Genomic DNA, 13,195 nt, shown 5'->3' on the forward strand with positions numbered 1-13,195 from the left:
AATACATAAAACAAATATTTGATTACTGTTATTTTTGACAGTAATAATTACTTTTTTTGGGATAAGTTCCCATATGGATGTGGCCTTCGTGGCTGAACAAAAAGGTGTTAATTTATGTATAAATATATTAGAGACGCATGGAAAAACCCAGATGAGTCCTACGTACGTGAACTCATGTGGGAAAGAGCTCCTAAATGGAAAAGACAAAAAGCAGTTCAAAGAATTGAAAGACCAACTAGACTCGACAGAGCTAGAAGTTTAGGTTACAGAGCTAAAAAAGGTTTCGTTTTAGTAAGAACCAGAGTAAGACGTGGTGGAAGAAGAAAAACTCGTCGTTTCAATGGTCGTAAACCTAAAAGAATGGGTGTAAACAAAATTACCCAAGCAAAATCCATTCAAAGAATTGCTGAAGAACGTGTAGCTAAAAAATACCCTAACTTAGAAGTATTGAACTCCTACTGGGTATGGTCTACTGGAAAACATAAATATTATGAAGTAATTTTAGTTGATCCAAACAGTCCTTCTATCATTAACGATAAGAAAATCAATTGGATTTGCTCCAAAAAACACACTAACAGAGCTCTCAGAGGCTTAACTAGTGCTGGTAACAAAGGACGTGGAATCAAATCTAAAGGAAAAGGCTCAGAACAAGCTAGAAGAAGAAAAATCTAATTTTTCTTCAAATTCCTTTTTTGATTAAAATGATTCATAATATAAAATTTAGAGCTTTCGTTTATGAAAATGAAAGTGTTGATGAGATTTCTCAAGCTATTTTAAACATTCTTCCCGAGGCTGAAATCGAAGCAGAAGAAGCCGAAGGATTATTGGAAGATAAGATTATTATTTTATCTGGTGTTGTTTCCAAAAAACGATACACAAAGACTTTTTTTAATACACTTTTGGAAAATGTCGATTTGGACAAATTAAACGATGACTTAGAGCGCAAAATTGATGATAAAGGGAACTGGTTTTTAAGATTTGATAAAGCTGACGCTCTAGATGAAAAATTCACCATTTTGGATAAGGGTGATGCAATCCATCTCAAAATAAAGATTGCTGCGTTTCCTGCTAAAAAACAGATTGCTGTTGATAAAGTTCGTGAAGCTATTTCAAATGAGAAAACTTGCTAGATATACTTATTCAGTCATAAGGTTTATTTTAGAAAAAATCTAATATATTTACAAGGGATTGATATGGAAAAGCAAAGTTATTATTTAATAATTCTATTGGTTGCTCTTGTAATATGCTTTGGAGTATTCTGGTTCCAGTTCAACAATAATGTAGCAACTTTTATACTTATTAACCAAACGGAAGTTGCCGAGAATGGCTCTTTTTCAGGAGTATTGATGGATGCATACAGTTATGGCGTTGCAAATAAGACAATCACATACCACAAGCCCGGCCATGAAATGGGCACTCTTGTAGATGTTGTAACTGATGAAAACGGTGAATTCACGATAGAGCATGCAGAATACCTGCCCGATGCCAAAAATGAAAACTATTACGGTGATTTTACCTTTGCAGGCGATGGAAAGTATCAGGGCTGCACCTATGAGGGTAATGTTACTGTCGTTAGCAGATAACTTTTTCAATGGCGTTCTTCAATGATATTTGTAAAAATATAACTCACGATTAAAATAACGACTGTAATTATGCCATAAATAGTTAATTCGAAATTATCTGCATTTAAAAGTAAATTATATACTCCAATGCCCCACATGATGAACAGAAATATCGGCAATATATATTTAAGGACAAACACCCATGATTTTCCAACTTTAGCCTTGTTATTTTCATTCAATATTGGAATGAGTCCTTCAATATCATAGAACCATGTGAATAATATACATTGGATTGCAATTAAAAGAAGGATGCAGAAGTCTGTAATTAAACCGTCAACAATGCCCACCAGATAACAGCTAATTCCTGTTGTGAATAATAATGAGAGTATGCAACCAACTATTGACCATATAGTTACTGTTTTTCTACGAGACCAGTTTAGCTTATGGACTGTTGAATTTATCATTGGTTCAAATATCGCAACAGATGAAGTTATTCCAGCAAATAATATTGCTATAAATAATAATGGGGCAATTATGCGGCCAATAGGACCCATAATATTAAAAATCATTGGGAATACAACAAATACCAGTCCCGTACCTTCATTTACCAATTCGACCAGGGGGGTTCCTGAAGTATAGGACATATATCCTAGAATGGAGAATATTCCAAATGCTGTACATACTTCAAATGCACAATTTGCAAAAATCACAATAAAAACATTATCTGTTAATTTTGATCCTTCAGGCAGATAACTGGCAAATGTTAATGAAATGGTCGATCCCATACTTAATGAGAAAATAATTTGTGAAAAGGCAGCCAGCCAAATATCTATATCCAGAAGCATAGGCCAATCAGGATTCAATAGTGCTTTTATGCCGATGCTTGCACCTGGAAGCGTTAATGCAAAAATGATAATGAAAGCCATTATGCCAAAAAGCATAGGGATTAAGATCTTTGAAGCTGTGCCTATTCCTTCATTCAAGTCTTTATGGGAAATATACCAAACTAAAATCCATACTATCAACATGGAAATTGTTGTTGGAATTATGAAATTTGCCATATTGGATAAATTTGAGCTTCCACCAACGTTTTTTACAAAATAAAGTGCAGGATCACTTCCCCAGTTGAAATTAAAACTGGAACCCAAATATACCAAATCCCAACCTACTATAACTAGATAATAGATTAAAACTAAATACATGATTAAAACTAATGCCCATGACATGTACTCCAATTTAGGATTAATGCCCTTTAGAATATTGGAAAATGAATCCTTATGTCTGAATCCAATACCGTATTCCAATACAATAAATGGAATTCCCATAATTAGAATTGCAATTAAATATGGTATAAAAAAGGTTCCTCCACCATTAGTATAAACCACATAGCTATAACGCCAGATATTGCCTAATCCGACAGCAGACCCAATCATTGACAAAAGAAATGCAATTCTTGAATTCCATTGAGTTTGATTAACCATTAATTCTTCACCTGATTAATCTTTCTTTTAAAAATAATATAAATATATTCATGTTAATTTAATCGGATATGTCTCATTTAACTTAAAAAAGTTCTTTTAGCATGTACTTGTAATTCTTTAATCATATTTGGAGAGGTAATATGAAATTGACTACCTCCTCTAAAAGTATATATGATGTAATTTGTAATTTATAATTATGACAATGAATGATAAGATAGCTGATTATGTTACGTTTCCAAGAACCTTTGAGAACTATAGGTGGTACAAACCGATAATTGTTTTTATACTAAGTTTTATAATAACTCTTATACTCACTGGAGTGGTAATAGGGGTTTTTTACATAATTGTTGGACCTGATTTTGTAAGAGATACTATCCGAGGAGGATATGAGGCATTAAATTCTCCACTTGCAATACTCTTTTCCGATTTGTTTGTTATTGTGTTTATCCCTTCATTATATCTTGCATCAAAAGTTGTTGGGGATAGGCCGTTTTCCTCTTATTCATCTTCACGTGGAGGATGGAATTTCAAACTCTATTTCAAGGCATTGGTTATTCCATTAATATTGTACATAATATATATGGGTGCAGAGGCCGCTATTTCAGGACAAAAGGATGTATCTCATTTTTCAATAGCATTTCTTGCCGTAATTTTGATTTCTGTACCTCTCCAGTCTATTGCAGAAGAATATGTATTTCGTGGATTGATTATGCAAACATTTGGGTCATGGTTTAGGATACCTCTTTTAGCGTTGGTTCTTCAAGCCATAATATTTACGCTGGCCCATGGATATAACAGTATTGGCCTCTTTGAAACATTAGTTTCAGGTCTTGGTTATGGATTTTTTGCCTGGAAAACAAATGGTATTGAAGTAAGTTCCGCCATGCATTCTGTGAATAATTTTGCTGTTGGTTTATTTGTCATGCTTGGACTAAAAGTATCAACTTCATCTCCGCAATTATTGGATGTTGTATCAGGAATTGTTTTTTTAATTATACTATACATTATAGTGTATTGCGTTGGTAAGAAAACTGATTGGTTTGGTGAAATCCCAGAAAACGCTCAAAACATATGATTATTCAATTATGAATAATCTTTTTAATTATTTTTTGGAATTTAAACTAATTTTTTTTAGATTTGAAAATGAAAAAATCTTTGTCCGTCAAACATTCTCATGAAATTATGGAATCATTTCTTTGAAACAATATTTTACAATTTAAATTTTTGGAGGACGGAATAGATTTTTACTTTTTTTTAAAAGAAATATCAGACAAAATCTATTGAAATACTCTTTAAAATGTTTTTCATATTATAAATAAAAAATAATTTGAAAAATTATAAATATGTTTAAATTATAGTTTAGAATATGGTAGAAACAGATTGGTTTAAGTTTGAAGATAAGGATTATGATATCCCGTTTTATAATAAAAATCCATACATTCCAAAATGGGGTTGGATTGTTTTATTCTTTGCATTTTTTATTGGTTTTTTTTTAGCAATATCTGATAAGATTCATTTTTCAATATTGGGATGTATAGTGTTAATTGTTCCAGTATTATATTTTTTAAAATGGGATTATGAGGCAGTATTTAGAATGCCTTCCCGTAGAGATATTGTTCTTATAGTAGCTCTTTTTGCCGGATATATGATATATTCAATTGTTATGGATTTTATATTGTCCCAATTTGGAATAGTTAGTAGTGGAACCCTGGATCCGCATTCATTCAATATTTTTACAATGTTTAGTATGATATTTCAAGTGATGGGTGAGGAATTCGTTAAATTCATTCCATTCATATTTTTCTTAAGAGTGATTTACAAATACTCGAATAACCGTAAATTATCCATAATCTCATCTGTTGCTTTAATCATGGTAATGTTTGCAGCCTTGCATGCATATAATCCTATCATGTTCATATTTGCACTTTTCATACAGGGCTTTGGATCAATATTCGAGTTTTATGGATACATTAAAACTAAAAACATCCTTGTTCCATACCTTTGTCATTTATTGACTGATGAGTTTATTGTAATGATTACATTGCTTGGATTTGTCTAAATGGATATGCAATTGCATCTCTAATTATTTTTTTCTAAACCCATTTTTTTAATCTTAGTGGATGCATTTATATTGCAGATTACTTTATAATCAAAAATTTTAAGATTATAATTATTGTAATAATTTTTAGAATTAGTTTCATCGTATTTTGTTTAGCAATGGTTGTTGAAAATATTTAAAACTTAACAATTGTAACAATTCATTCATAATCTTTACAGAATCTTCCATGGGCTACTTGATGTCCTAAATCACAATAATAGTCAAACATCCCTCCATCAGTATAATCACCAATTATGGATCCTTCACTATCTAAAAATTCTTCGTGGCAATGTATACAATTCAAATCACAATAGTTTCTGTGAGTCATTTCTATTTCTTTTTCTTTAGCTATTACAGGTTCTTTTTTTACTTTTTTGATTCTAGTTTGTTTTTTTACTTTTGTGATTTTAGGTTCTTCTTCTTTTTTGATTTTGTATTCCTGTATTAATTGATTCACCCTAAATTCTACGCCTCCGCTTTTAATTTGACCAGAATCTATTTCTTTTTCAACTTGCTCTTTGATAGCTTTTCCTGTAGGGATAAGATCTAAACCGTTTCTGAGTAATTCCTCACTAAATGTTTCATTGTATAATAATTTTCCGCCAACCACTCTTTTAAGTTCTTTTTTAGCTTTATTCTTTTCTATACTGTCGGGTGCTGATTTTAATAAAGGATTATTCTGTTTTATATCAGATTTATCTATTTTAGTTCCGCAATTAGTGCAGAAATTATCATCTTTTCTTAATTTAGTCCCGCAATTAGTACAAAAATTGGCCATTTCATACCCTTCTCAAATTAGTCTTCTTAAACAAATTTTAGTCAAAACTTATTTATATATTGTGTATATTTTTCCAATTTCTACTACGATGGTCGGATTAGATAAAAAAGATTTTAAAACTTATTCTCTTAATTTAAATTAGTTTTTTCTCACATTTTTTTTAGAGTTTAAACTGAATGTTTTTTCTATAATTATCATTAATTGCTAAATCGTTAAGAACTAATTTCGTTGCGGAAGTATTTTTGATAAAATAGATAAAATTATTAATTAGTTATAGTCTGGGGTGAATTATATAAATTTTCAGTAAATTAGTTTAATATTTTTATTTTTGGGAAGAGTTAAATATTTCTCCAAATATAGAATTATATGATTCTTATGAATATTATTGTAGACCCACTATTATTTATACAATTTTTTAGACAATCAATAGGCGGAATATTTGATTCGTTTTTTGTTTCATGTTCATATTATGGTGAAACAATAAGCGTCATTGTTTTAATGGCATTATTTTACTGGTGTTTGGATAAAAAACTAGGAGAATATCTGTTTATTGCATTTTGCGGGTCTAATATTGTTACTTCCTTTCTTAAAAATATTGCATGTATATATCGGCCATGGATACTGGATTCAAGAATACATCCTGTAAATGATGCCATGCCCTCAGCTACGGGATATTCTTTTCCAAGTGGCCATTCATCAAATGTAACAACTTTATTCGGCGGAATTATTATAAGGGGAAAATACTCTAAAGCTTTAAATATTGTTTTTGCTGTTTGCATGATGCTTGTTCTTTTTAGTAGACTTTATTTATGTGTTCATTCTGTTTTGGATGTTTTGGGCGCTTTCATATATACGGTTATTGTATTGCTAATATTTTCCAAATTATTCGATAGATTAGATGAAAAACCTAATTTTGACATAATCATATCAGTTATTGGATTAATACTTGCAGCAATAGTAACTATTTATATTTTAACAAAAGGATATCCAATGGATTATGATTCTGCAGGTAAATTAATTGTTGATCCTGCAATTTTGACTTTAGGTGCTTTTTATAATATCGGTTTAATTTCAGCAATATTGATTTCATGGCCAATAGAGCGAAGATTCATTAAATTTTCAGATGAAGGAACAACTGAAATTAAAATGATTAGATTTTTATGTGGGTTTGTGGGCATTGGATTTATTGCAACTGTTATTTTGCCATTAATTGGATCCACTACTCCACTAGTAAATTTCCTGGGAATGTTTATATTAGGATTATTTGTCATGTTAATATATCCGGCAATAATTAAATTTTTCCAAAAGAGCCAAATAATATAATAAGTTAGTTTTAATCACATTATCCTGTTGGTTTTTGAATGTTTGTATTTAAATTAAACTATGGATATTTCCCTCTAAAAATTATTTCTTTAAGGTATGGGTAACCCTAATAATTATTATATAATTCAATGGATTATGTGTAGGCCATGACAGTTTATTATATATATCGATAGACAGCAAAAGCTGATTTATCGGATATTTTTTTGAGCGTTCGGTTTCATTTATAAAGGGTTATGTAAAAATTGAATTGATGCTTATAATTTGTGTATTTTCTTATATGAAATTTAGTAATTTTAAGTTAAATATGAAAAAGCTTTAATATTAAATTATAATATAATAATATCATACGATTATAACGGAGGTGAAAATTATGGCAATTCCTAAAGCTCCTGTAAAAAGGATTATCAAAGAAGAAGGTGCTGAAAGAGTAAGTGCTGATGCAGTAGACACATTAGTTGAATTCTTAGAAGATGACGCAGAAGCAATCGCTAAAAAGGCAATTGAATATGCAAAATATGCAAAAAGGCAAACAGTAAAAGCAGAAGATATTGCTTTAGCTATTGGCAAATCAGAAACTAGTGGATCTTCTGTTAAGAATAAACACAATCTTTTAGATGTAATCAAAGATGTATTTGAAGCTGCTTCAGAAGGAAAAGGCATTGAAGAAATCATTAAAGGATTTATGAAATTGGAAAAACAAGAATAAACTGGTGGATATTAATATTAATACGATTAAATTATATTGATTTAATTTAAATCTTATAGTTTATTATTCGCAAGTTTTTCTTCATTTTTTTTATTTTTTTATTAAGGTTAATTAGATATTTTTTTTCATTTCTGGATTGGAAAACATGAAATAACTGTAGAATTCACAGGCGGTCAATAAAATGATTTGTTGCTCTTTTTGCGCATTTTCTAATCATAGGGAGGTTCAATCTATTTTCTAAACTCTTCTAAAAATTCTCTAAATAGTGTTACAAACATTGAAAAATCATATTTGTAAACGAAATTTTCAGCTTCAAAAAGACGGATTTCTACATTTTCTATTTTGTCTTTAAGAGGCCATAAATCAAATTCGGGAGAATAATAAACTTCTTCGGAAGAACCGACAATCAATGTTTTTGCTTTGATATTGGATAATTTATCTTCCACATCGTAATCTAAAAGAGCATTATTCCTATATTTAAAATCATAGATGTCTTCAGAAGAACCCTCATCAATAAATTTATCCATAAATATGTCAAGTTCATCTCGGGTAAACTTTTGAAATGCTCTTTTTGGAAAGTACTGGGAATAAATTAATGAATTGATTGAAAACATCATCTTAGATAAATCTTCACTATAAACAGTACTCCAATAAGCATCTGAGACATAAATCATATTATCCAGGGCTTTGGAAGTAATGTAGCGATAGCCATCTGTCTTAAAAGAACTGCTGCCTATAATTAGAAATTCAAGTTCATCAGGATATTCGCATGCCCATGTATAGGCTTCATAACCACCAATTCCAACCCCCAGAATACCAAGGACTCTAGTCATATTGAATACTTCGTCTAAAAACTTTCTTTTGAAGTTTACACGATCTCTAATGGAATATTCTGGGAAATCAAATTTTAAATTGGTTGTAGATGGTGAACATGATTCCTGATAGCCTAAAGATGTAATGGATATATAAAAAAAGTTAAAATCAGATAACTCGCTTTCCGGACCAATCAATTGATGCAAATCTTCGATGGATAGGCAATTTCCATTAAACCTATGACAATAGATGATTGCATTGGTAATGTTGCCTTCGCTGTCATATTTTGGAGTTCCGCGAGTGGTATATTCCACTTCAACATCCCGAAGGACATATCCGCTTTCAAATTCAAATTCTTCTAGAACATATTTCCTATAACCTAATTTGGAATCATCAATCATTATTAGTCCTCCATTAATTATTGAAATATATTATTAGTTATTCTCTTGAGTTTTCAGTGTATTGTAGTAGTATCCTTTTTTGGCTAAAAGCTCATCATGGTTTCCTTGCTCAATTACCCTTCCTTTTCCAAGCACAATGATTTTATCGGCATTTTTAACGGTTGACAGTCTATGAGCTACAACAAAACTGGTTTTATTTTCCATCAACTTGTCTAAAGCCTCTTGAATCAATAGTTCTGTTCTTGTATCTACATTGGATGTTGCTTCGTCTAGAATTAAGATTTCCTTATTGGAGATAATTGCTCTAGCTATTGTCAGGAGTTGTTTTTGACCTTGTGATAGGTTATCCCCATCTTCATTTAGGATGGTTTTATAACCTTCTGGAAGTTGTCTTATGAAACTGTCTGCATTCGCCTTCTTTGCAGCTTCAATTATTTCATCCTCTGTTGCATCCAGATTGCCGTATCTGATGTTTTCTTCAATCGTATCTGAAAACAGCCAGATTTCCTGTAAAACCATTCCAATAAATGACCTAAGAGAATGTTTGTCATATTCGTTGATGTTTACTCCGTCAATTTTTATCTCTCCCGAATCGACATCGTATAATCTTGTAAGTAGCTTAATGAGGGTTGTTTTACCGGATCCTGTTTCACCGATAATGGCTACTTTTTCACCTTTTTTGACGGTTAATGAAAAGTTGTCAATAATCTTTTCATTTTCAGTATAACCGAAACTGATGTTATCGAAGGTTATTTTATTATTAAATGATTTAAATTCCTTTTTGGAGGGATTTTCTTCTTCTTCCATATCTAAAAACTCGAATATCCTTTCAGCAGAGGCTGTTCCTGCCTGAAGTAGAGGTATTATTGAGGTTATGTTTTCTATAGGTTCTGTAAAATTATTTAAGAATTCAAAAAATGATAAAATTCTTCCAATTGACATTGTGCCTTGAAGAACAAAGATTGATCCCAATACTGCTATTGCAACATATCCCAGATTGGAATCCAGGTTCATAAGCGGGGTGTTGAGATTTGAAAAGAATTGTGATTTCCATTCATGGGCGTACCATTCATCAATCTTTTCATTAAAATCATCGACTGCGCGGTCTTCATAGTTAAGTGTTCTTATTAATTCCTGGCTGGAAAATATTTCTTCAATTTGGCCTGCGGTACTTCCTTGGATGGATAACTGTTTATCGAAATATTTTTGAGAGAATTTCACGACGATTCCAATGAAAAATATTGACAGGAGGGATATGCAAACAACGGCCAATGTCAACCAAACATTAGTGATAAGCATCATTATGAGGGTACCTATGACTGTAATTATGGCAGTTGTTATTTCAAAAAATGATGATATAAGACCAGTTTCCAGAGCGTCAATATCATTTGTCATTCTTGCTAAAACATCACCTCTTTGATTTTCATCAACAGAATTCATCGGCATTCCCATTACTTTATTTGTCATTCTTTGTCTTAATGTGTAAACAATTTTGGAAGTCGTTTTCGCCAAATAATATGTTTTAAGGTATGTAAATACATTGCCGATGAAATATAGTGTTCCAATAATGAGTAATATGTAACATAATCTAGCAAAATCAAGTGTTCCAGTATGGTTAACAATATTGAGGGCTCCTTCAGTGAGAATATCTATTGCGTCTCCTAAAAATATGGGAGTAATGACGGTACATATGACTGTTATTATTGCACAAACGCCTGCAAAAGTGAATGTAAGTTTATACTCATTCATTAATTGCAAAACATTTTTTATAATTTTTTTAATTCCCATTTTTTCTCCATCGGAAGTCATTATATCGCATCCCTCAATGTATCGACTTGACTGTTTACAATTTCACGATAAATGTCACAACTTTCAATTAATTCGTCATGAGTTCCACTATCAATGATTTCCCCATCATTTAAGACAATTATCTCATCAGCATCCTTAATTGTCGAAATCCTTTGGGATACAATTAGAATTGATGCATCATTCAAGTCTTTCAAGTTGTTTTTTATTATTGTTTCAGTGTTCATGTCAAGTGCTGAAAAACAGTCATCAAATAAATAAAAATTGCATTTCTTTAAAATTGATCTTGCTATGGATAAACGTTGTTTTTGCCCGCCTGAAAAATTAGATCCTCCCTGTACTACTTCATCATCCAAACCATTGATGAAATTCACATTGGCCTTTTTTAATGCTTCGTTAATGTCATGGTCGCTTGCATTTTCATCAACGAGGAGCATATTGGATTTGATGGTTCCTTCGAATAGCTGGGCTTTTTGCGGTGTCAAACTTATGCTTTCCCGCAGAGCAGTTAACTTATAATTCTTGATATTTTCTCCATTTAACAATATTTCTCCGGCAGTTGGATTCTGAAGGCGAGGTATCATATTGAGTATTGTTGATTTTCCGCATCCGATTCCTCCGATAATGGCTACGGTTTTACTTGGCTCCAATTTGAAATTGATGTTTGTTAAAGTGTTTTTTTCACTATTAGGATATTTGAAATCCACATTTCTAAATTCAATGCTTGGTTTTTCTGTACTGATTGTTTCTATTTCACCGTCAACGATACTCACTTCGGTTTTGAATATTTCATTCACGCGCCTTATGGATACGATTACTTCAGGTATTTCGGTAAAAAATGTTGCAATCATTAAAAAGGCGCTAACAATTTGGGTTGCATATTGAATAAATGCAAGCAAGTCTCCAACCAATAAATCTCCTGTTTCAATATGAAAAGATCCAAAATAAATTAAACTAATGGTCATAATGGATAAATGCAATGTCATTAAGGGTCCTAAAAGAAGAATGAGTCTGTAACCTTTAATGTTGTTTTCCTTAAACTCAGTATTTACTTTGTCAAATTTCTTTTCTTCATAATCTTGCCTTACAAAAGTTTTAATGGCAGACATTCCTGTTATGATTTCGCTGATGTTACTGTTGATTCTATCAGTGATTTCTTGCAGTTTTCCAAAGTATGGCATGACTTTTTTAAAAAGTGGAATCATCAAAATTATAATGACGATAAATATTATCAGAACAATCCAGTATAAGTTTGTTCCAAGTTCAAAACACTTGATAATGCCCCCAACCCCAATTATTGGTGCGAATATAATCACTGTTAAAAGCTCTTCTGCAAACATCTGGATTTGTGAAACGTCCATCAGGATTCTGGTAATCAATGAAGACTTAGAAATATTGTTCAGTTCATGATTGGAAAATTTCAATGCCTTTGGATAAATCATTTTTCTTAAGTCTCTCGCATATCCTGAAGAAAACCTGCTTGAGAAAAATGAGACAAGTATTGCAGTAATTGTTGCAAGAACTGTTATTGCAATCATTTTTATTCCAATATCATAGACATAATTTATGTCTGCATTGGCAACACCAACATTTACAATGTCTGCAGTATATTCAGGCAGCATTAATGTAAAATATGCCTGAACAATTAACAGCAGCAGAATAAGTATTATTGTTTTGTATTTTTTCAATATTGGTGAAATCAATGAATTCATAATAATATTTATTTTCTTAAGTAATATTTAAATTATTTTTTATTCAATAATTTACACACTTTTTATTATTTTGTTTATAAATATAATAGAATTGATTTTATTTCATATTTTTTTTATCAATTTTTGATAAATTAGTTCATAATTGAAATTATTATGTTAATTTATATTTAAAATTTATTTATTTTTTAAAAATATATATTTATTTTATATTTTTGTTTATTTTTAAAAAAATTTTGATTCATATTTTTAGTTTAGTAGTAATCTAATGTTTAAATTTTTATTTTTTTATTATTTTTTAAGTTGTAGTATCATAATAATGAAATAAATTACAAAAATTTTTATTTAAATATTTTTTTCATAATTATTTTATAAATAACTGTACAATGTTTATTTTATTACACTTTATATAATAGTTTTTGTTTAATTTTTATTAAAAATTCTGAAGAATATTTAATAAGTTATATATAATTTACTTTATAATATTATAATATATTAGAAAATTCGAGGCATGAAAT

General features: G+C 30.5%; 12 protein-coding genes. 7 read left to right on the forward strand and 5 right to left on the reverse strand.

Features of this window, described 5'->3' with window-relative positions; all coding sequences use genetic code 11:
- Positions 1 to 114 precede the first annotated feature (114 nt).
- From TL18_RS03620 to TL18_RS03630, 3 genes are all read left to right on the forward strand, one after another.
- Positions 115 to 672: a 50S ribosomal protein L15e gene (locus tag TL18_RS03620; protein ID WP_067041458.1), complete on the forward strand. Its 558-nt coding sequence runs from the start codon at positions 115 to 117 to the stop codon at positions 670 to 672.
- Positions 673 to 701: 29 nt separating this feature from the next.
- Complete coding sequence (locus TL18_RS03625; RefSeq protein ID WP_067041461.1) at positions 702 to 1,130, forward strand: RNA-binding protein; 429 nt, start codon at positions 702 to 704, stop codon at positions 1,128 to 1,130.
- Between the two features lie 63 nt (positions 1,131 to 1,193).
- Complete coding sequence (locus tag TL18_RS03630) at positions 1,194 to 1,583, forward strand: hypothetical protein (RefSeq protein WP_067041464.1); 390 nt, start codon at positions 1,194 to 1,196, stop codon at positions 1,581 to 1,583.
- Between the two features lie 5 nt (positions 1,584 to 1,588).
- On the opposite strand, the gene TL18_RS03635 is transcribed toward TL18_RS03630, so the two are convergent.
- The gene (locus tag TL18_RS03635) at positions 1,589 to 3,043 is read right to left on the reverse strand and encodes a sodium-dependent transporter (protein WP_067041467.1); all 1,455 of its coding nucleotides are present in this window, start codon (positions 3,041 to 3,043) and stop codon (positions 1,589 to 1,591) included.
- A gap of 319 nt (positions 3,044 to 3,362) precedes the next feature.
- Between TL18_RS03635 and TL18_RS03640 the strand changes: the two genes are divergently transcribed.
- Positions 3,363 to 4,118: a CPBP family intramembrane glutamic endopeptidase gene (locus tag TL18_RS03640; RefSeq protein ID WP_197031847.1), complete on the forward strand. Its 756-nt coding sequence runs from the start codon at positions 3,363 to 3,365 to the stop codon at positions 4,116 to 4,118.
- Positions 4,119 to 4,409: 291 nt separating this feature from the next.
- Positions 4,410 to 5,102 (forward strand): type II CAAX prenyl endopeptidase Rce1 family protein, encoded by a 693-nt coding sequence (locus tag TL18_RS03645; RefSeq protein ID WP_067041474.1) that lies wholly within the window; start codon positions 4,410 to 4,412, stop codon positions 5,100 to 5,102.
- Positions 5,103 to 5,301: 199 nt separating this feature from the next.
- Here TL18_RS03645 and TL18_RS03650 read toward each other — a convergent pair whose 3' ends face one another.
- Positions 5,302 to 5,919, reverse strand: a complete 618-nt coding sequence (locus TL18_RS03650) for a zinc-ribbon domain-containing protein (protein ID WP_067041477.1) — start codon at positions 5,917 to 5,919, stop codon at positions 5,302 to 5,304.
- Positions 5,920 to 6,294: 375 nt separating this feature from the next.
- Between TL18_RS03650 and TL18_RS03655 the strand changes: the two genes are divergently transcribed.
- Positions 6,295 to 7,242 carry a phosphatase PAP2 family protein gene (locus tag TL18_RS03655; protein WP_067041479.1) on the forward strand — a complete coding sequence of 316 codons (948 nt, stop codon included), beginning with the start codon at positions 6,295 to 6,297 and terminating at the stop codon, positions 7,240 to 7,242.
- Positions 7,243 to 7,612: 370 nt separating this feature from the next.
- Entirely contained in the window at positions 7,613 to 7,948 is a 336-nt protein-coding gene (locus tag TL18_RS11295) for a histone family protein (RefSeq protein WP_082706356.1), read from the forward strand.
- A gap of 230 nt (positions 7,949 to 8,178) precedes the next feature.
- Here the strand turns inward: TL18_RS11295 and TL18_RS03665 are convergent, their stop codons facing one another.
- The 3 genes from TL18_RS03665 to TL18_RS03675 are packed head-to-tail and all read right to left on the reverse strand — an operon-like array spanning position 8,179 to position 12,680.
- A complete protein-coding gene (locus tag TL18_RS03665) occupies positions 8,179 to 9,162 on the reverse strand; it encodes a hypothetical protein (protein WP_067041482.1) in 984 nt (327 codons plus the stop codon).
- Between the two features lie 33 nt (positions 9,163 to 9,195).
- Positions 9,196 to 10,950, reverse strand: coding sequence for an ABC transporter ATP-binding protein (locus tag TL18_RS03670; RefSeq protein ID WP_231483663.1), 1,755 nt, complete (start codon positions 10,948 to 10,950; stop codon positions 9,196 to 9,198).
- A 20-nt stretch (positions 10,951 to 10,970) separates the two neighbouring features.
- On the reverse strand, positions 10,971 to 12,680 hold the full coding sequence (locus TL18_RS03675; protein ID WP_067041488.1) for an ABC transporter ATP-binding protein: 1,710 nt from the start codon (positions 12,678 to 12,680) through the stop codon (positions 10,971 to 10,973).
- Between the last annotated feature and the right edge of the window lie 515 nt (positions 12,681 to 13,195).

The organism is Methanobrevibacter sp. YE315 (assembly GCF_001548675.1).
Lineage (GTDB): Archaea > Methanobacteriota > Methanobacteria > Methanobacteriales > Methanobacteriaceae > Methanocatella.